Annotated in this window: 19 protein-coding genes; 8 read left to right on the top strand and 11 right to left on the bottom strand. The window is 63.1% G+C overall.

The window, feature by feature from the left end; genetic code table 11:
• Window positions 1–252: 252 nt before the first annotated feature.
• Window positions 253–2,904: a chemotaxis protein CheW gene (locus tag J2X19_RS14480; RefSeq protein ID WP_310374159.1), complete on the top strand. Its 2,652-nt coding sequence runs from the start codon at window positions 253–255 to the stop codon at window positions 2,902–2,904.
• A gap of 90 nt (window positions 2,905–2,994) precedes the next feature.
• On the opposite strand, the gene J2X19_RS14475 is transcribed toward J2X19_RS14480, so the two are convergent.
• Window positions 2,995–3,183 carry a hypothetical protein gene (locus tag J2X19_RS14475; protein WP_310374157.1) on the bottom strand — a complete coding sequence of 63 codons (189 nt, stop codon included), beginning with the start codon at window positions 3,181–3,183 and terminating at the stop codon, window positions 2,995–2,997.
• Between J2X19_RS14475 and J2X19_RS14470 the strand changes: the two genes are divergently transcribed.
• Window positions 3,170–4,279 carry an MFS transporter gene (locus tag J2X19_RS14470; RefSeq protein WP_310374155.1) on the top strand — a complete coding sequence of 370 codons (1,110 nt, stop codon included), beginning with the start codon at window positions 3,170–3,172 and terminating at the stop codon, window positions 4,277–4,279. The genes J2X19_RS14475 and J2X19_RS14470 overlap by 14 nt on opposite strands.
• 84 nt (window positions 4,280–4,363) lie before the next feature.
• On the opposite strand, the gene J2X19_RS14465 is transcribed toward J2X19_RS14470, so the two are convergent.
• Complete coding sequence (locus J2X19_RS14465) at window positions 4,364–5,347, bottom strand: alpha/beta fold hydrolase (RefSeq protein ID WP_310374153.1); 984 nt, start codon at window positions 5,345–5,347, stop codon at window positions 4,364–4,366.
• A 245-nt stretch (window positions 5,348–5,592) separates the two neighbouring features.
• Here J2X19_RS14465 and dnaG point away from each other — a divergent pair, with 245 nt between their 5' ends.
• Both dnaG and rpoD read left to right on the top strand, forming a co-directional pair.
• Complete coding sequence (dnaG, locus tag J2X19_RS14460) at window positions 5,593–7,461, top strand: DNA primase (RefSeq protein ID WP_310374151.1); 1,869 nt, start codon at window positions 5,593–5,595, stop codon at window positions 7,459–7,461.
• A 283-nt stretch (window positions 7,462–7,744) separates the two neighbouring features.
• Window positions 7,745–10,102 (top strand): RNA polymerase sigma factor RpoD, encoded by a 2,358-nt coding sequence (rpoD, locus tag J2X19_RS14455; protein ID WP_116606485.1) that lies wholly within the window; start codon window positions 7,745–7,747, stop codon window positions 10,100–10,102.
• Between the two features lie 67 nt (window positions 10,103–10,169).
• On the opposite strand, the gene J2X19_RS14450 is transcribed toward rpoD, so the two are convergent.
• Together J2X19_RS14450 and J2X19_RS14445 are read right to left on the bottom strand one after the other, a co-directional pair.
• Window positions 10,170–11,021 (bottom strand): class III extradiol dioxygenase family protein, encoded by an 852-nt coding sequence (locus tag J2X19_RS14450; protein WP_310374149.1) that lies wholly within the window; start codon window positions 11,019–11,021, stop codon window positions 10,170–10,172.
• 2 nt (window positions 11,022–11,023) lie between these two features.
• Window positions 11,024–11,365: a protocatechuate 4,5-dioxygenase subunit alpha gene (locus tag J2X19_RS14445; RefSeq protein ID WP_116606483.1), complete on the bottom strand. Its 342-nt coding sequence runs from the start codon at window positions 11,363–11,365 to the stop codon at window positions 11,024–11,026.
• Window positions 11,366–11,444: 79 nt separating this feature from the next.
• Between J2X19_RS14445 and J2X19_RS14440 the strand changes: the two genes are divergently transcribed.
• Both J2X19_RS14440 and J2X19_RS14435 read left to right on the top strand, forming a co-directional pair.
• Window positions 11,445–12,383 (top strand): LysR family transcriptional regulator, encoded by a 939-nt coding sequence (locus J2X19_RS14440; RefSeq protein ID WP_405048655.1) that lies wholly within the window; start codon window positions 11,445–11,447, stop codon window positions 12,381–12,383.
• Window positions 12,384–12,423: 40 nt separating this feature from the next.
• Window positions 12,424–12,795, top strand: a complete 372-nt coding sequence (locus tag J2X19_RS14435; RefSeq protein WP_310374147.1) for a thioredoxin family protein — start codon at window positions 12,424–12,426, stop codon at window positions 12,793–12,795.
• An 8-nt stretch (window positions 12,796–12,803) separates the two neighbouring features.
• Here the strand turns inward: J2X19_RS14435 and J2X19_RS14430 are convergent, their stop codons facing one another.
• The 7 genes from J2X19_RS14430 to J2X19_RS14400 form a co-directional block, all read right to left on the bottom strand.
• Window positions 12,804–13,391 (bottom strand): DUF2242 domain-containing protein, encoded by a 588-nt coding sequence (locus J2X19_RS14430; RefSeq protein ID WP_405048654.1) that lies wholly within the window; start codon window positions 13,389–13,391, stop codon window positions 12,804–12,806.
• A 2-nt stretch (window positions 13,392–13,393) separates the two neighbouring features.
• Entirely contained in the window at window positions 13,394–13,762 is a 369-nt protein-coding gene (locus J2X19_RS14425; protein WP_310374145.1) for a DOPA 4,5-dioxygenase family protein, read from the bottom strand.
• A complete protein-coding gene (locus J2X19_RS14420; RefSeq protein WP_092754959.1) occupies window positions 13,759–13,998 on the bottom strand; it encodes a hypothetical protein in 240 nt (79 codons plus the stop codon). The genes J2X19_RS14425 and J2X19_RS14420 overlap by 4 nt, the downstream gene beginning before the upstream one ends.
• A 113-nt stretch (window positions 13,999–14,111) precedes the next feature.
• Window positions 14,112–14,279 carry a hypothetical protein gene (locus tag J2X19_RS14415; protein ID WP_165830827.1) on the bottom strand — a complete coding sequence of 56 codons (168 nt, stop codon included), beginning with the start codon at window positions 14,277–14,279 and terminating at the stop codon, window positions 14,112–14,114.
• A 78-nt stretch (window positions 14,280–14,357) separates the two neighbouring features.
• Complete coding sequence (locus tag J2X19_RS14410) at window positions 14,358–14,588, bottom strand: hypothetical protein (protein ID WP_092754962.1); 231 nt, start codon at window positions 14,586–14,588, stop codon at window positions 14,358–14,360.
• Window positions 14,589–14,782: 194 nt separating this feature from the next.
• On the bottom strand, window positions 14,783–16,177 hold the full coding sequence (locus J2X19_RS14405) for an MATE family efflux transporter (protein ID WP_310374140.1): 1,395 nt from the start codon (window positions 16,175–16,177) through the stop codon (window positions 14,783–14,785).
• 14 nt (window positions 16,178–16,191) lie between these two features.
• The gene (locus tag J2X19_RS14400; RefSeq protein WP_310374138.1) at window positions 16,192–16,845 is read right to left on the bottom strand and encodes a DUF2239 family protein; all 654 of its coding nucleotides are present in this window, start codon (window positions 16,843–16,845) and stop codon (window positions 16,192–16,194) included.
• A gap of 133 nt (window positions 16,846–16,978) precedes the next feature.
• Between J2X19_RS14400 and J2X19_RS14395 the strand changes: the two genes are divergently transcribed.
• Entirely contained in the window at window positions 16,979–17,872 is an 894-nt protein-coding gene (locus J2X19_RS14395) for a LysR family transcriptional regulator (RefSeq protein ID WP_310374136.1), read from the top strand.
• Window positions 17,873–18,041: 169 nt separating this feature from the next.
• The gene (locus J2X19_RS14390) at window positions 18,042–19,364 is read left to right on the top strand and encodes an MFS transporter (protein WP_310374134.1); all 1,323 of its coding nucleotides are present in this window, start codon (window positions 18,042–18,044) and stop codon (window positions 19,362–19,364) included.
• Window positions 19,365–19,366 lie beyond the last annotated feature (2 nt).

Genomic DNA, 19,366 nt, shown 5'->3' with positions numbered 1-19,366 from the left:
TAATTTCGTAACATATTGTTAAGAATCCAAGGACGTGTTCATGCCAGGCTTTCTCCGAAGCACCCCGCGCCCGCCGCATCCTGACGGCCCCGTCGCCATCGCCCCGGTCCATTGCCACAGCCGCATGCACGTGCTGGCACCACGCTAGCACCCACCTGCCCCCCGCCCAGCCACGGCCGGGCCTACCGCCTTGCACCGGACACATTGCCACCCTACAGTGGCGAGCGCCGGCAGCGATACGCAACAAAGACAATGCACACACCCGCAAGCAACCTACTTCTCCAGCCCGAGCAACTGCTGCGCTACATGCCTGGCGTGCAGCACCAGCGCCAGGAACTGCGCCTGATTGAGGCCGCCTGGGACAACCTCTCCCTGCTGTCGTCGCTGTCCAGCTTGTCCAGCAAAGCCTCTGCGGGCGGCGACCTGGCCCAGGCACGGCACGACTTCGCCGCCTTGTCCGAGGAAATGATGCGCGGCCTGGCCACCGAGGCCCTGAAAACCGCGCTCGACGACCTGGGCTCGCGCGCCCAGGTGTGCATCGACATCCTGGTGCGCAACCTGTTTGAGCGCACCGCCGATATCGGCTTTTTTGCCACCGATGGCGCCATTGCCGACTACCTGGCCCAGCCCGACGCCGCGCTGCGCCCAGCCATGGAAAGCCGCTTGCGCGACTACGCCAGCAAATACACGGTGTACGACAACATCTACTTGTTCGACACCCAGATCCAGCTGCAGGCCTGCCTGGCTGCGCAGCCTGCACACAGTCTGCCGACCAGCACCGGTGATGCCGCCTTCCTGGCCGAAGTCCAGGCCAGCCATGCCGCCTACACCGAGCACTACGCGGCGCACGATTTCTGCGGCACGGCCAGCCCCAGCCTGCTCTATGCCCAGCCGGTTGCGGCGGACGGCCACACCCAAGGGGTGCTGTGCCTGCAGTTCAAACTGGCCGACGAAGCCCGCGCCATCTTTGCCCAGGTGCAAGGCGACAACCCGCAGGGGCAGGACGTGGTACTCGCTCTGGTTGACGCCCAGGGCGCAGTCATCCATTCCAGCGACGCACTGCAATTGCCCCTGGGCTGGCACCTGCCGCAAGCGGCGACTGCGGGCACGTTTACCCTGCGCCACCTGGGCCGCAAATACCTGACCGTGGTGCGCAACACGCTGGGTTTCCAGGGCTATGCCGGCCCGGGTTGGCGCGGGCTGGCCATGCTGCCGCTGGACAGCGCTTTCGAGTCCGATGGCGATGAGGCCCGCTCCGCCCTGATGGACGAAGTCGCCGCCCACCCGGACTTTCTGGCTGGCGAGCTGAGCCACATCCCCAAACGCTCGGCCGCCATCCAGTCGGCGCTGGAGCGTTCGGTATGGAACGGCCTGCTGGAACTGAACCGCACCGCCGCCGACCACAGCGAGTCCGCGCGCGACACCTTGTTCGCCAAGACCCTGCTGTCCGAGATTGGTGCCACCGCCCAAAAGACCGCCGCCGCCTTTGCCAGCGCATTGCACGACCTGCAAAAAGTGGTGATGCGCTCCATGCTGCGCGACGCCCACAGCCGCGCCGAGCTGGCAATGCAGATCCTGGACCGCAACCTCTATGAACGCGCCAACGACTGCCGCTGGTGGGCGCTGACACCCCAATTCGCTACAACATTAATAGCTGGTAGCGCAGCTTGTAAAAGCGCTACAGCCGTTTTAGAGCAGATAAACGCGCTGTACACCGTCTACGCCTGCCTGGTGCTGTTCGACCGCCAGGGGCGCGTCATCGCGGTGTCGCAACCCAACCAGGCCGAGCAGGTCGGCCAAATTCTGGACGAGCCCTGGGTTGCCCACACCCTGCGCCAGGGCCATGGCCAGGACTACAGCGTCAGCAGCTACGGCCCCAGCCGCTTTTATGCCGATGGCCCGACCTTCGTCTACAGCGCCGCGGTGCGCGACCCGCAAAGCCGGCAAGGCGCGACACTGGGCGGCATCGCCATCGTCTGGGACGCCACCGGCCAGATGCAGTCCATCCTGGGCGACTGCGCCGCCGGACTGGATGCGCAAGACATGCTGGCATTTGTCGACGCCAACGGCCAGGTACTGCACGCCAGTGGCCCCGATGGCTTGCGCCAGCATCTGCCCGCACTGCGCACGGCCCAGGCAGGCCAGCCGGTGATCGACTTGCAAGGCCAGTTGTACGGCCTGGGCGATGCACCCGGCCGTGGCTACCGCGAGTTCGGCACCAGCGACAGCTACCGGCACGGCCTGCGCTGCCTGTCGCTGCGCCACCTGTGTGTGCGCCAAGACACCCGCCTGGCCACGCCTACCCTGCCAGCTGCGCAAACAGGGCCACGCACGGCTACCGAATACCACCTGCAACTGGCCACCTTCACGATTGCCGGCCACTGGCTGGGCATAGACGCGCGCCACATCCTCAAAGCTGCGCCCGACAGCACGGTGATGAGCGCCGGCAGCGCCCGGCCTCCGCTACTGGGCTTTACACAGATCGGCCAGCAGGTCTACCCGGTGGTCGAGCTGCGCAGCGTGATCACCGACTACACCGGCCCGTTGTCGCGCGACGCCGACCCGACCCGCCAGATGCTGGTGCTGCGCCTGCCGCCCGATAACGGCAACGGCAAGAGCCGTGAATTCGCCCTGCGCGTGGACACGCTGGGCAGCATGCTCGACATCGACAGCCGCCAGCTGCAGGCCTTGCACGCATCGGCCGACCCGGGCGCTGCTCCGATGGTGGACGCCGTGGTATCGGTCGGCAACGGCACATCCAGCAAGCAACCCCTGCTGTGCCGCATGTCCCTGGCCTGGTTGCAGCAATGCACCAACGGCGAACTGGTGCCACAAGACCTGGATGCCTTGACCGCGCCCCGCCCCACGCCGCCCCTGGCGGCAGCGCGGAGCGCACGGGAATAGCGCACACGCCACGCACAACCCGCACACACTTTGTGCGGCGCACCCCAAAACACAGCTACAGCTGCCAAAACCAGATAAATAGCCGTATTTTTACGCCCCAAAATCTGGCGCGCAACTTGCTTTGGTGCATGGGATTGTTTTTAATTTCAGGATCTGCACCATGTCGGGATTTCGTAGTTTTCTCAAGAGCGGGCATTCGCCCACGCTATTCGCCGCATTTTTGTATTTCTCCTTCTCCTGCTGCATCTGGGTACTCAATGGTGCGATGGCACCGTTCATTTCAGAAACCTTCAACCTCAGCCCCGCGCAAAAGGGTTTGATGCTGTCCATCCCCATCATGGCCGGCGCCCTGATGCGCTTCCCGCTGGGCCTGTTGTCGCAGTACATAGGCCGCAAGAAAGCCACGCTGGTGGAGATGGGCCTGATCATGGTGGCCATGCTGTTTGGCTTTTTCTTCGTGAAGAGCTTCAACGACCTGCTGGCCATGGGCGTGCTGCTGGGCATTGCCGGCGCCAGCTTCGGCGTGGCCTTGTCGCTGGGCTCGGGCTCGTTCCCACCCAAGCACAAAGGCCTGGCCATGGGCTTGGTGGGTGCGGGCAATGTCGGCACCGCGGTTTGCGTGCTGGTAGCACCGCCACTGGCCCAGGCCTATGGCTGGGTTACGGTGTACGGCTTTGCAGCCGCGGCGATCATGATCCCGATGGTAGTGATGATCGTCTACGCGCAAGAGCCGCCGGACCTAGACCCGCATGCGAGCTTCAAGGAACACATCGCCTGCCTGTTTGAAAAAGACGGCTGGGCCTTCAGCCTGATCTACGCCGTGACCTTCGGCGGCTTCATCGGCCTGATCACCTTCCTGCCTACCTACTATTACGACCAGTTTGGCGTGAGCAAGGTGCAAGCCGGCCAGCTGACCATGCTGGCGGCCTTCATGGGCGCTGCGCTGCGGGTGTTTGGCGGCTGGATCTCCGACCGCTGGGGCGGCGTCAACACGCTGAACCTGGTGCTGGTCACCGTCGCCGCCACGCTGGTGGCCTGCGGCCTGGCCGGCAACTCGCTGACCCTGACCACGCTGCTGATGATTCTGTGTTTTGCCGCGCTGGGTGCCGGCAATGGCGCACTGTTCCAGCTGGTGCCGCTGCGCTGGCCCCTGGCCACCGCCGTTGCCGGATCAATGATCGGCGAAATCGGCGCCCTGGGCGGCGGTCTGGTGCCGAACGCCATGGGCTTGTCCAAGCAATACGGCGGCAGCTATATGTGGGGCTTCATGCTCTTCGCCGGCCTGGCCATGGTGATGCTGGTGATGCTGCGCGTAATGCAAATCCGCTGGACCCGCACCTGGGCAGAGAAAGGTGGGCGGGCGCGCAGCGCTTGAGAGCCCACCCTACAGACAGTTTTTATATAAAAACTGTCTGTGGCGCAGAATCCACCTGCACCATCAGCTACCAAATCAATACAACTAGCCACGTATCCGGGCTTGTGCCTGCGCATAGCGGGCGGCAGCCACTACGCTGAGGATGGCGGTGATCACCATATCGGGCTGGTCCTGGTGGATGTTGTGGCCGCTGTCTTCGCAGACCTTGATGCGGCCCAGGCGCGACATCTTGGCCATGTTGCGCTGGCTAGCCGCCCAGACCTTGCCCAGCCGCTCCGGCCATTTGCCGGTGTCTTTGGACTGGGTCAACACAATCAGCGGCACGGCCGGGAATGGCCCGGCCTGGCGGGCCTGGCGCATGGTCAAAGATGCAGCCGCCAGCTCGGCCCGCATGGCACTGGGAGACAGCGCAAACAGTACCGACGGCGGCTCGTACCAGAGCCGGCTCACGCCCAGCTGGCGGCAGCGCTTGGCGAATTCGGCCGCGCGCGCGTCCACCAGCACCACGCCCACCACTTCGTCGGGGTAGGTTCTGGCAAACAGCTTCATGATGGTGCCACCCAGCGAGTGCCCAACCAGCACGTAGGGTGGTTTGATTTCCTCGGCCTGCAGCATGGCGCGCAGCTCGCGCAGTATCTGCAAACCATCGCGCGGCTGGCTCGATGGTTCACTCTGGCCATAGCCGGCCCGGTCGTAGGCCACCGCATGGGTTACGGCGCTGACCTCGTTGAAGATGCTGCTCCAGGCCTCTTTGCCGCTACCCAGGCCGGACTCGAACAGCACCGTGGGCGAGCCACTGCCTGCACTGATGAAAGAGCGGGTGCCAAACTCGGTGTAGCTGGTCAGCGCCGGAGGCAAGGCTTTATGGCGCACCGCCGGGTCGATACCTGCACGGATGGCTTCGGCCGACAGGGTCGGCAGCGGTGGCACAGGCGCCTTGGGCGGCTTGGGTGCCTTGCCGACGGTGACCCGGCCCATGGGCTTGAGGAAGGGCAAGGCATTGGCCATGGCGGCACTGAGCACGGTGGTGCGGCGCCGCACCGGGGGCGCATCAAAATGCTCGGACAACTCAGATGCGGATGGCTCTGTGGAACTCTGGGGTGGAATGGTAAAGGCTCGGACCATTTCAAAAACAGGCAATAACGGATGCAACGGCTGCGCAAGCCCACTGACGGAGCCTAGGCGCAAGGCAAAAGTTGTACATGTCCATTCTTCCATTATCCGATAGAGCGTGACAATCCCTAGACAGGCATATACACCCCATAGCCCCGGCATTTCCTGCCGACCTCGTTCAAGCAGAGACAATAGCCCCTGTGACTATCCCCCATACCTTCATCCAGGAACTGATTGCCCGCGCCGACGTGGTCGAAATCGTCGGTCGCTACGTGCAGCTGAAAAAGGGCGGCGCCAACTTCATGGGCCTGTGCCCGTTCCACTCCGAGAAATCGCCTTCCTTCTCGGTCAGCCCGACCAAGCAGTTCTACCACTGCTTTGGCTGCGGCAAGAGCGGTGACGCCCTGCGCTTCCTGATGGACCACGCGGGCATGACCTTCATCGAGGCGGTGAACGACCTGGCCCAGCAGTTCGGCATGCAGGTGCCCGAAGACGACGCTTCGCCACAAGACCGCGCACGCGCCGCCGAGCAAAAACAAAAGCAGGCCACCCTGACCGATGTGCTGGAACAGGCCTGCACCGCCTACAAGAAGCACTTACGGGATTCGCCGCGCGCCATCGACTACTTCAAGGGCCGCGGCCTGTCGGGCGAAATCGCCAAGCAATTCGACCTGGGCTACGCGCCCGAGGGCTGGCGCAGCCTGGCGGGCGTGTTCCCGCGCTACGACGACCCGCTGCTGGCAGAGAGCGGCCTGGTCATCACCAGCGAAGACGATCCAGAAAAGCGCTATGACCGCTTCCGCGACCGGGTCATGTTCCCGATCCGCAACGTCAAAGGCGAATGCATAGGCTTTGGCGGCCGGGTGCTGGGCGACGACAAGCCCAAATACCTGAATTCGCCCGAAACCCCGGTGTTCAGCAAGGGCCGAGAACTCTACGGCCTGTTCGAAGCCCGCAACGCCCTGCGCGACGCCGGCTATGCGCTGGTCACCGAAGGCTATATGGACGTGGTTGCGCTAGCGCAGCTGGGCTTTCCGAATGCCGTGGCCACCCTGGGCACGGCCTGCACGGCCGACCATCTGCAAAAGCTGTTCCGGTTCACCGACTCCGTCGTCTTCAGCTTTGACGGCGACGCCGCTGGCCGCCGCGCCGCCCGCAAGGCGCTGGACGGTGCCCTGCCGCTGGCCACCGATGTGCGCAGCTGCAAGTTCTTGTTCCTGCCCGCCGAGCACGACCCGGACAGCTACATCCGCGCCTACGGCCGCGACGCGTTCGCCCGCTACATCTCCGAAGCCACGCCACTCAGCCGGTTTCTGATCGAATCGGTGCGCGAAGGCTGTGACCTGAACAGCGCCGAGGGCCGGGCCCACCTGGCCAGCAACGCCAAACCGCTGTGGAGCCAGCTGCCCGAGGGCGCGTTGAAGCGCCAGCTGCTGGGCGAGATCGCCGACCTGGTACAGCTCAACAGCAACGAGCTGACCGACGTCTGGGCCGGCAAAGCCATAGGCCAGCGCTCCGAAGCCAAAAGCACCAAAAAATATAGCACCCCGTACACGCCCGGTAAGCGCTACACCCCTAAAGAACCTCCCATCGGATCCGACAGCGCAGGCCGGCGCCAGCCCGCCAGCCGGGCCGACCACGCGACCCGCTTGCTGCTGGCCAACAGCAGCGGCTGGGACAGCCTGACCCACGAAGACCACGCCCTGCTCTGCGAGCTGCCCGCGCCGCACGGCCCCTTGTTCGTCTGGCTGGAGAGCCAGCAGCACGAGCACGGCCCGCAGGACTGGGAGGCGCTGCGCGGCCGTTTGCAGGCGCAGGCCTTCGAAAGCCTGGCACTCAAGCTGATGTCCAGTCCGGTGGCCGCGGGCGCACCCAACGCCGCAGATGCAGCACTTGACCGGGAAGCCCTGCAAGAGCTACGTGCCCTGCTAAACCTGATGTTGGTGGACCGCATCAAGCAGCAACAGACCGAGGCACTGGAAAAGGCCAAAACCGATCCCACCTATCTGGAAATCTACCGTGAACTAAGCCGCCGCCTGCTGGAGCTGATGGCGGTCAAAGTAGGTTGAAAACCTTAATTTATCCCTTGAATTTCAGCCAACAAGCTATAATCTAAGGCTAACTGCTCGGCAAGAGCGACAGCAACACCTCCGGATACGGCCAACAGCCGCCACAGCGCGCACCGGCCACCCCACCGCAAGGACTGCCTGCATGGATGTCAACAACCATGCAAATGATCGCCCTCCCATCTTGCCAACAAGAAATTCTCTCTCTTACGTTTACGTACCCGCGCCGGTAGCCTGTGGCTTCCGGGTTTATTTCGTTTTTTTGTTGTCCTGAGGTTCTTCGCCCATGCCCGCTCCAAAGTCCGAGAAGCCCGTTAAGCCCGCAGCCAAAACCAGCACCAAAGGGGCAGCGAAAGCCGCTCCCGAGGCCGTGGTCAAGCCCGCTTTGAAAGTCAAATCAGTGCCCGCATCGAAGTCCCCCGCCGCCAAAGAAGTCGCATCCGCAGCCGATGATGCCAAGAAGAAACCCGGCCGCCCGCCCAAGGTCGTGACCCTGCCCGCTGCCAAGGCCGGCACCAAAGCAGCCGCTGCTGCGGCAGCGGCGCCGGTGAAGGCCAAGCCCGCGGGCGCCAAACGCGGCCCCAAGCCCAAAGGTTCGATCTCCACCGAGATCAACCTGGACGACCTGATCGAGATCGAGGAAGACCCGGTCGAAGAAACCCCGGTCCAGCTCAGCCCCACCGGCGAGAAGATCAAGCCACTGCGCATGAAGATCAGCAAGGCCAAGGAGCGCGCGCTGATGAAGGAATTCGGCCTGGACGAAACCGTCCTGTCCGAAGAAGACATGGCCAAGCGCCGCATGCGCCTGAAGGCGCTGATCAAGCTGGGCAAGACCCGCGGCTACCTGACCCACGGCGAAATCTCCGACCACTTGCCCGACAAGCTGGTCGATGCGGAAACGCTGGAAGTCGTGGTCAACATGCTGAACGACATGGGTGTGGCGGTGTACGAGCAAACGCCCGACGCAGAAACCCTGTTGCTGAACAACACCGCACCCACCGCAGCGACCGAAGAAGAAGCCGAAGAAGAAGCCGAGGCCGCTTTGTCCACCGTGGACAGCGAGTTCGGCCGCACCACCGACCCGGTGCGCATGTACATGCGTGAAATGGGCACGGTCGAACTGCTGACCCGCGAAGGCGAAATTGAAATCGCCAAGCGCATTGAAGGCGGCCTGATGCGCATGATGGAAGCCATCAGCGCCAGCCCCGCCACCTTGGCCGAAGTGTTCGCCATGGGCGAGCAGATCCGCGAAGGCAAGGTCGTGATTTCGACCATCGTCGACGGCTTCTCGAACCCCAACGAAGCCGACGATTACGTGGCCGAAGAAGACTTCGACGAATTCGACGCGGCCGACGACGACGACGGCAAGGGCGGCTCCAAGGCGCTGACCAAGAAGCTCGAAGAGCTGAAGAACGAAGCCCTGACCCGCTTCGACCGCCTGCGCGAGCTGTTCGAAAAGGTCCACAAGATCTACGACAAGGAAGGCTACGGCACGCCGCACTACGTCAAGGCCCAGGCGGCCCTGAGCGAAGAGCTGATGACCATCCGCTTCACCGCCAAGACCATTGAAAAGCTCTGCGATCTGCTGCGCAGCCAGGTGGACGATGTGCGCAAGAAAGAGCGCGAGCTGCGCCGCATCATCGTCGACAAATGCGGCTACCCGCAGGAAAACTTCATCGCCGACTTCAGCGGCCGCGACAAGATGGGCAACAAAGTGCCATCGCATTTGCTGGACCTGAAGTGGATCGAAAAGCAGACCGCGGCCAACAAGCCCTGGAGCGCGATCATGGGCCGCAACATCCCGCCGGTGCAGGATCTGCAGCAAAAGCTGACCGACCTGCAAGCCCGCGTGGTCGTACCGCTGGACGAGCTGAAGGGCATCAACAAGCGCATGAACGAAGGCGAAGCCTCGTCGCGCGATGCCAAGAAGGAAATGATCGAGGCCAATTTGCGCCTGGTGATCTCCATCGCCAAGAAGTACACCAACCGTGGCCTGCAGTTCCTGGACTTGATCCAGGAAGGCAATATCGGCTTGATGAAGGCAGTGGACAAATTCGAATACCGCCGCGGCTACAAGTTCTCGACCTACGCCACCTGGTGGATTCGCCAGGCGATCACCCGGTCCATCGCCGACCAGGCGCGCACCATCCGGATTCCGGTGCACATGATCGAAACCATCAACAAGATGAACCGCATCAGCCGCCAGCACTTGCAAGAGTTTGGTTTCGAGCCCGATGCGTCCATCCTGGCTGAAAAGATGGAGATCCCGGAAGACAAGATCCGCAAGATCATGAAGATCGCCAAGGAGCCGATCTCCATGGAAACGCCGATCGGTGACGATGACGACAGCCATTTGGGCGATTTCATCGAAGACGGTGCCAACACCGCACCTATCGAAGCCGCCATGCAAGCCGGCCTGCGCGACGTGGTGAAGGACATCCTGGACAGCCTGACGCCGCGCGAAGCCAAGGTGCTGCGCATGCGCTTCGGCATCGAAATGAGCACCGACCACACGCTGGAAGAAGTCGGCAAGCAGTTCGACGTGACCCGCGAGCGCATCCGCCAAATAGAAGCCAAGGCGCTGCGCAAGCTCAAGCACCCCAGCCGTTCCGACAAGCTGCGTAGCTTTATCGACACGCTGTAAGCCAGCCGACACAAAAAGCCCCCGCCGGTGTTGCACCCGCGGGGGCTTTTTTTATGCGTAGCTGGATTCAGGCCGCGGGCTCCATCAGCATCAGGCCGGCCGCGGTGTTGGAAATCGGGATGTGGTAGTTCGAATGCAGCAGCCGGGCCGGGCCGGGCATGGCGGCCCGGGTGGTCAGCCACATCAGCAATTCAATGCCCTGGGTACCGACTTTCTCCACCAGTTCATGGATGCTGAAGCGCGTGGGCCAGGCCGGGTCGCGGACCAGGCTGTCCATGAACTGCAGGTCGAACTGCTTGTTGATGAAGCCAGCGCGCTGGCCGTCCAGCTGGTGGCTCAGACCGCCCGTGCCGATGATGACCACCCGGGCGTCGCTGTCCCAGGATGCCACGGCTCGGCCTATGGCTTCGCCCAGCTTGTAGCAGCGCACGGCTGTGGGCAACGGGAACTGCACCGTATTCAGGCACACCGGCACCGTGGTGACCGGCCAACTACCCCGGGCATCCGCATCCGGCCACAGCAGCGCCATGGGCAGGCAGAAGGCGTGGTCGACCAGCATTTCCTGGCAGGTCGTAATGTCGAACTCATCGTTGACCAGACTGTTGATCAGATGCCAGGACAGATCCTGGTTGCCCTGGAACGGTGCCATGTCGGCCAGACCCCAGCCCTCGTCGGCATTGCGGTACGAGGGCGCGGCTCCTACCGAGAAGGTCGGCATCTTGTCGAGAAAGAAGTTGAGGCCATGGTCGTTGTAGATGACCACCGCAACATCGGGTTTGACCTCGCTCAACCATTGGCGCACAGGCGGAAAACCATCGAAAAACGGTTTCCAGTAAGAATCGTTCTGCAGGTCCTTGGCGATCGCGCGGCCGATGGCCGGCACGTGGGAGGTGGTGATAGCGCCTACGATGTGTGCCATGTTCAGGCTCCTGCGGCCAGCAGGCGGGCCTTGAATGCGTCTTTGCTCATACCGGTCTGCTGGGCACCGATGTCCTGCATATCCAGCCCAAAAATCCCCGCAAACTTAGCCAGGTAATAGGCATTGCCACCCGCCGCGATCAGCGCCAGCACATTGCGCTGGCGAATCGCCTCGGCCTGCTCGGCATTCAGCCCGAACTGGCGCATGTACGCCTCTTCGTCGCGCTGGAACTCCGCCCGCGCCTGGGCGGCATTGAATGAAAAACACATCTTGTTCAAGGCGTAGCCTTTACGGGCCTGGGTGCCGTCGAACAAGGTGGTGCCGGGAATCTCGGCATGGGCCATGGTGATCTCCTGTGAAGTGGGTGAACGTAGTATTCCCAGAACCATCACCCGAATAAACCAGATAATCCAGATCGAACCCATGAGCAAATTCGATTACTCCCACCTGGATGGCCAATTGCTGCAGCTGCTGCTAGCGGTACTGGAGGAAGGCTCGGTCACCCGGGCCGCCCAGCGCCTGGGAGTCACGCAGTCGGCCGTCAGCCATTTGCTGGACAAGCTGCGCGGCATAACCGGCGACCCGCTGTTTGTGAAATCGGGCCGTGGCATCGTCCCCACGGCGCGTGCCGAAGCCCTGGCCCAGCCCGCGCGCCTGCTGCTGGAGGACATGCAACGCCTGGCCACGCCAGAACAATTTGACCCGGCGTCCCTGCAAGCCTGCTTCACCATCGCGGCCAACGACATGCAGCGCGACCTGCTGCTACCGGCACTGCTGCGGCGACTGCGTCTGCAAGCCCCTCTGGTGCGGCTGCACACCATCCCCTCGGGCGTACCCAGTGCCGAGATGCTGCGTGACGGCAGTTGCCAACTGGTGCTGTCTCCACGTCCGCCAGACGCCACCGACATCGTGCAGAAGCGCTTGTTTGAAACACCGTACCGTGTGTTTTATGACGCCAGAGTGCGCGCCGCACCCGATACGCTGGCCGACTACCTGGCAAGCGAGCATGTCAGCGTGTTGTACCACCCGCGCCGCATGCTCGACATCGACCAATGGCTGCAAGCACAAGGCGTACTGCGCCGTATGGCCGCCACCGTGCCCGGCTTTGCCGGCATTGCCGCGTTCCTGCAGGGCAGCCCCTGGCTGGCCAGCGTGCCCGGCCTGCTGGGCCAGGGCATGCTGCAGGGCTTCGCCAGCTGCGCGCTCCCCCTGCCCTGCCCCAGTCTGCCGATGTATATGCTCTGGCATTTACGGCACCAGCACGACCCGGTGCAGCGCTGGCTGCGCCAATCGCTGGAAGCCACGGCGGCGGAAGTATTGCCGCCAAGCGCTCAGGCAGTGCAGCCTGCGGCCCAGACCTGAATTTCATACATAAAATAGCCCGCTAGCGCAATCAGAACATATGCCACAAGCTATTAAATCTATAGTAAACAGCCCCACTTTATGGGTTGCCTGCCTGTGTGCCGACTGGTGCGGCAGCTGCCGCGACTACCAGGAACGGTTTGAACAGGTCGGGCGCAGCTTTCCTGGCGCCGAATTTGTGTGGGTCGATATCGAAGACCAGGCCGATCTGGTGGACCCGATCGAGGTAGACAACTTCCCGACACTGTTGGTACTGGTAGACCAGCAGGTGCGCTTCTTCGGTAGCATCACGCCGCAGACGGAGACACTGCAGCGCCTGGTGCAGGCCCAGCTGGAATCGGCTGCCCCCACTACGCCTGCGAACCCCGGGCTCACGGCGCTGGCGCAGCGGCTGCAGGCACAGCAGGCCTGAGCCAAGGCTCAGCGCGCAGGCTTGGGCTTGTCTGGCTGGACGACGTCGGTATCAACGTCTTCCAGGTCTTGCACCAGGTAATGCTGGACCAGGGCAAAAAACCGGTCGTAGAACGACTCGGAGACCACGGTTTCGCTGCCCACCTTGACCATGGCATCGCTGCTGGAGCTGAGCGGCAGCGATACCGAGCCCAACGCCCCCACGCCCAGGCTGGCCGAGGTGTTCGACTTCTTCAGCGCATAGCGGTCCTGCAACGCCGTCACAAAGCCCAGGCTGACGCGCCCGTCCTTGCTCTCGGGGGCACAGACCACGCGGATGCCGACCTGCACATGGGTTTCGCTCTCGGGCTGGAAGCTTTTTTGCCCTTGCACCAGCTCCTTGTCCGCGGTGGAAATCACATAGCCCTGGCTCATCAAGGCACGCCGGGCCGCCTCGCAGGTTTGCGCAGCAGACGCATCGAACATGCGCGAAAACTTGCCGGCGGAGTTGAAATCTTCTTGCTGCGGAATGGCTTTCATGGGCAGCGAGCAAGCCACCAACACACCCGCACCGCATACCACCGCCAACCGCTGGAAACCACGCAATAAAGTCTGCATCGTCAATCTTCGGGAAGCTCGTAAGCAGTGTCGACACCCGACAGCACCGACAAGTTCAGCGGCCGCACCGCCCCCATCCACATGGCGTAGTCACGGTGGTCTATGAGGTCGTTGCCGGTGATCGGGTGGATGAACACCACCAGGCCGCGGCGGTGCATGGCCAGCCACGGCACCAGATCGGCGAACACAGCCGGCCCAAAGGCCAACTGGCAGCTCCAGTCCGGATGCGGACCTACCGGCTGCTGGTGGACGCGGCCCATGGCCAGCTTGAAATGGCTGGCAGCGTCCAGGCACAGTGCGCGCGCCTGCTCCAGCGTGGTCGCATCGAAATAGACGTGGGCATGAAAACCCCGGATGCGTGGCTCGGTCATGGAGCGCGGTGCAAGCGCGGGCTGGCTAGCGCCACCACCTGCTCGTTGAGGGCAGTATCCACATTCGGATGGCGGGCGGGCGCGTTGGGCAGTTGCAACATCACGCGCAGCTGGGCCACATCTTTGGCGCTGGGCGCAGCCTTGATCTGGGCAATCGCGGCCGTGGCGTTGCCGCTACGGATCAATGCCAGCATTTTGGTCACCCATTCACTGGGGCCGGATTTGTGTTTGACCATAGGCTCGATTCTGCTTGAATTTGGAACTGCACAAATGACAACGCCGCGTAGGGTGCCTGTTGAAGGCAACCTACGCGGCGCAGTGCTCGCAAAAGAGAGGGCTTAGCCGCCTCTTAACCGCCTTTATGGGGACGCTTGCCAGGGTTCTTCTTGCTGCGGGTTGCAACGCCACGTTCCAGGCTGCGCTTTTGGCCGCGGCTCACGGGGTTGGTGTAACCAGGCAGGGGCGTAGGACGGGGAGTCGCGCGACGCTCTGCTTCGGTACGGGGTTCTTGTGCCATTTAATTACTCCATTGAAAATTGGTCAACCCGCAATTAGGCCACAACCGCAGGGCCAGTTTGCAGGAGGACGGTGAAATTTAGCTTGCTGCTTCGTCCATCGCTTGGCACGATGGGGCGCAAACCGCCTGGGATTTGCCCAATACCTTGCGCGTGCCCATCAGCGAACGGGTACGGTGCTTGCCACACAGGAAGCACGACATGGTGGCGCCGCCAAATGATGCAGCAGCCGCAAAGGGCGAGCCAGAAGCCTTGGATTTATAACGCAATCCGTCAGCAAGCATGGCAGTTTTGGAATCAGCTTTCGCCATCGATAGAACCTTTGTTGGGATGCCTTTAAGGCATATAGAATGCGGCGCGAAGCCGGATCGAAGCCCGTATTATCCTCTTGATCGAAATGCCCTCTGTGCGCTAGCGCGCACACCACGGCGGTATACAGGGTTATTTATCCTCAATTTTCAGGAGATTCGTGAATTTTTTGGCTTCCACGGCCGCCCCCATCTGCCTATAAGCGGCGCACTGGCTTCTTGCGCCACACCAGTCGGTAGTAGGCAGTCTGCATCGCCAGCATGGCCGAAAAGGCAATCGGATAAGCCGCCCATATGCCATTCAGGCCGTAGTAGTGGCTCAGCACCCAGGCCACCGGTATCTCCACCCCGGCAATGGCCAGCATCGTCAGCACCGTGGGCACCAGCACCGCACCGCTGGCGCGCATCAGGCCCGACAAGACCATGGACATGCCCATGACCACACTGCTCCACAGCATGATGTGCAACAGGGTTTGCGCCAGATCGACCACCGCCACATCGGTAATGAACAGGCCCAGAATGCTGCGCGAGAACACATAGCCCAGCAGCACCAGCGCACCGGTCAGCAGCAGATTCATCCAGATGCCGGTACGGGCAATCTGCCCCAGGGTATGGCCGCGCCCCGCGCCAATTGCCTGCGCACCCAGAATCGACGCGGTAATTGCAATCGAAATCGCCGGAAACTGCACGTAGGAAACGATCTGGTTCACTGCACCATACGCGGCCGTGGCCTGCGAGCCATAGCGGTTCACCAGGAACAGCACGGCGATTTCAGCAATCGAGATGGTGATCATCGACAACGCCGTCGGCAGGCCGATGCGCAGCACCTTACCCAGGATCGCCCGGTCGATGCGCAGATGCGGTATGAAGCCCGCATTCGGCGCCAGCACGTGGTTCTTGCGCCGCAGCGACCAGGCCGTCCAGCCCATGGACAGCACAAAGCCGACGCCCGCCGCGTACGCGCCGCTGGCCACGCCCATCTGCGGCAAGCCAGCCCAGCCGCGGATCAGCGCCGGGGTCACGACCAAGCCCACCGCGGTAGAAATCAGCAGCGTTTTCAGCGGTGTGGTGGTGTCGCCCACACCGCGCAGCATGGAAGTCACCAGCAAAAAGATAAACACCGCCGGCGCTGCCAGCAGCATCACCCGCGCATAGGCCGTAGCCCCCGGCAGGATGTCGGCCGGCGTGCCCAGGGCGCGCAACATGCTCTGCGTGAATGCGCCGCCAAACACCGCCACCACCAGGCCCGCGCACAGACCCACCATCAAGGTGGTGCCGGCAATCGCCTTGACCCGCTCCAGCTCCTTTGCTCCCCAGGCCTGGCCGATCAACACCGCAGCACCGGCGCCCAGGCCGATCATGAAGGAGATCAGGAAAAACAGCACCGGGAAGAAGGCCGACACCGAGGCCATCGCCCCCACGCCCAGCATCTGGCCCAGGTAGATATTGTTGATGGTGCCCGACAGCGCCTGCAGGAAGTTGCTGGCGATCATCGGCACCAAGAACGCCAGATACACCTTCCACAACACCTTGGGCTGCGGCGCGCCCGCAGCGGCAGTAGAAGATGGAGACGGCAAGGTATTCGTGTCCATAGGATTCTCACGGTTCATGACTGGAAGGCGTCTGCCAGGATTTTTTTCAAATGGTTTTGTACATCCGCCGGCCAGCCGGCGATACGTGCCTCGAAGCCGACCCGGTCGCCCGCAAACAGCGCGCGGCTGGCTTCTTCGAAGGCCGGTTCATGGCCGGCCATGGTGGCCATGAACTTGTAGCCGGCGGCACTGCAGCGCCGCACCCGGTCCGTCGCCACCGAGTCCCGGCGCGCGACTTCGACCAGCTTGCGCAAGGCCACCGAGGCACCACCCGGTTGGCCGGCCAGCCATTCCCAATGCCGGGGCAACAAGGTGACCTCCCGCGCCACCACGCCCAGCTTGGGCCGACCAGGGCCACGCGGCGCCTCGGCGTCCGCCGGCACGGCATCGGCCCAGCCATCGCTGGTGTTGGTATCAGGCTCCGCCACCGCATCCAGTGCAGCGGCCAGCTGTGCGAGCCGGGCGCTGAACACCTCGGGTGTGCCACGCCAATCCAGCTCTATGGTTTCGCTGCTCGCATCGCTGAACACCAGCACCGGCAGCGGCGCCGTGCTGCTGGCCGCCAGATCAACCACCGCCTTGGCGCGCGGCGCAACATCTTTCAGCGCGCCACTGGCGATGCAGTGACCGCCTTCAAATGCCGTGCACGGGGTATCTAACCAAGCCATATTTTTACCCGGGTGAAATTTAGAATGAATGAATTCTACCCGGATATAAAACCCAACACATTTCACCCGGGTAAATAAACATCGACAACGCGAATCCTCAATCCCCTTGCGCCGAACCAGAGACAATGCCGCGATGGAATTCAACCAACTGAGGGCCTTTCTGGCCGTGGCGCGCAGCGGCCAGCTGGTGCGGGCATCCGAGCAGCTGCACCTCACCCAATCCGCCCTCTCCAAGCAGATCAAGGGCTTGGAAGACGAGCTGGGCGTCTTGCTTTTCGCCCGCACGCCCAGCGGCATGGTGCTGACCGGAGAAGGCCGACGCCTGCTGCCACTGGCCACCAAGACCCTAGACGCCGTGCAGGACATCAGCGCACAGGCGGCCTTGATGCGCGGCACCGTCTCGGGCGAACTGCGGCTCGGCACCATCATCGATCCCGAGTCGATCCGCCTGGGCCTCTTGCTCACCGCCTTGCTGCAGTTCTACCCCCATGTGGACGTGACGCTGTTGCACGGCATCTCCGGCAGCGCGCTGCAGATGTTGCGCGACGGGCAGGTCGACGCCTGCTTCTACCTGGGAACACTCAAAGACGCGGATATCGCGGTACGCCAGTTGTCACTAGAACACTATGTGGTGGTGGGGCCTGCGGCTTGGGAAGAACGGCTGCGCCATGCGGGCTGGAACGAGCTGGCGGCCATGCCCTGGCTCGCCACAGCCGTCGGCAGCTCGCAATACGGCCTGGTGGGCCAGATGTTTGCCGAGCGCGGCCTGACCTACCGCACCGTGGTGCAGGCCGACCAGGAGGCCACCATGCTGGAACTGGTGCAGACCGGGGTCGCACTCGGACTGATGCGCGAACAGATCGCCGCGCCGGTGGTGCAGAGCGGCCAGGCGGTTACCTGGCACGGCGTGCGCCTGCCCTGCCCCTTGTCCCTGCTCTACCGGCGCTCTAGCGAAGACTCCGCCACCCTGCAGGCGCTGCTGGCCATGCTGGATGTGGTGTGGCAAGCCGAGCCAGACGTAGGCTGAGCGGAAGCTCTGGCCGCCTAGGGGTTTTCACCCAGCCCACCGACGGCACAGCGCGCAAGTCCTTGTCGCACAAGGCTATTCCAGCTGGTTGAGGCCGGCTTGACGAGATGTCACTCGGCATCCGCGGCGCGCCTCCCTAGACTGCGGGCACCATCCACCGGAGACAAAAATGCCCAGTCCATCCCCCTCCAGCGCCGCGCTGGAAAAAGCCGCGTACAGCAAAGTCACCTGGCGACTCATTCCCTTTCTGTTTCTTTGCTACGTCGTCGCCTACCTCGACCGGGTCAACGTCGGTTTCGCCAAGCTGCAGATGCTGGCCGATCTGAAGTTCAGCGAAACCGTCTATGGCCTGGGTGCCGGCATCTTCTTCATAGGCTACTTTCTGTTCGAAGTGCCGAGCAACATGATCCTGCACCGCACCGGCGCACGGGTCTGGATCGCCCGCATCATGGTGACCTGGGGCGTCATCTCCTCGGCCATGATGTTCGTGTCAACGCCAACGACTTTCTACGTGTTGCGCTTCTTCCTCGGGGTTGCCGAAGCCGGCTTCTTTCCCGGCATCATCCTGTACCTGACCTACTGGTTCCCATCGGCCCGGCGCGCCCGTGTCGTCGCGCTGTTCATGACGGCAATTGCTTTGTCTGGCGTCATCGGCGGGCCACTGTCGGGCTGGATCATGCAGGCCTTCGCCGGTGTACACGGCTGGGCTGGCTGGCAATGGCTGTTCCTGCTCGAAGGCATTCCTTCGATCCTCGTGGGCATCTGCGTGTTCTTCTACCTCGACGACTCGATAGCCAAGGCCACCTGGCTGACCGATGCCGAAAAGCAGCTGTTGATCGCCAACATCAGCCGCGACGAAGGATCGCGCGCCGACCACAGCCTGAAACAAGTCTTCAGCAATGGCCGGGTCTGGCTGATGGCCAGCATCTATTTCTGCTTCATCATGGGCCTCTACGGCATCAGCTTCTGGCTGCCACAGCTGATCAAGACCGCAGGCGTCAAAGACGTGCTGAACGTCGGCCTGCTGACCATGGTTCCCTACGGCCTGGCCGCCGTCGCCATGGTGCTGGCCAGCCGCAGTTCCGACCGCAGCGGTGAGCGCCGCTTCCACACCGCCGGGGCCGGCTTCGTGGGCGGCGTGGGCCTGGTGCTGAGTGGTCTGTTTGGTGGCGATGTCACCTGGGCCATGGCCGCGCTGAGCCTGGCCACCATGGGCATCCTCACGGGCTTGCCGCTGTTCTGGACCTTGCCGACCAGCATGTTGCGCGGCACCGCCGCCGCCGCCGGCATAGCCCTGATCAACTCGGTCGGCAATCTGGCCGGCTTCGTCAGCCCGTTCATGGTCGGCAGTATCAAGGACGCGACCGGCAGCACCACCGCCGGCCTGTATGTGCTGGCGGCCAGCCTGTTCCTCGGCGGCATCCTGGTGCTGCTGGCGACACGTGGGCAGGGCCGGGTATCGCCCCTGGCTGCCAGCGCGTCACGCACCTAGCC

The organism is Rhodoferax ferrireducens (genome assembly GCF_031458075.1).
GTDB classification, from domain to species: Bacteria; Pseudomonadota; Gammaproteobacteria; order Burkholderiales; family Burkholderiaceae_C; genus Rhodoferax_B; species Rhodoferax_B ferrireducens_A.
Note: the sequence above shows the minus strand (reverse complement) of the source record. Positions and strands in the feature narration are given on the sequence as shown.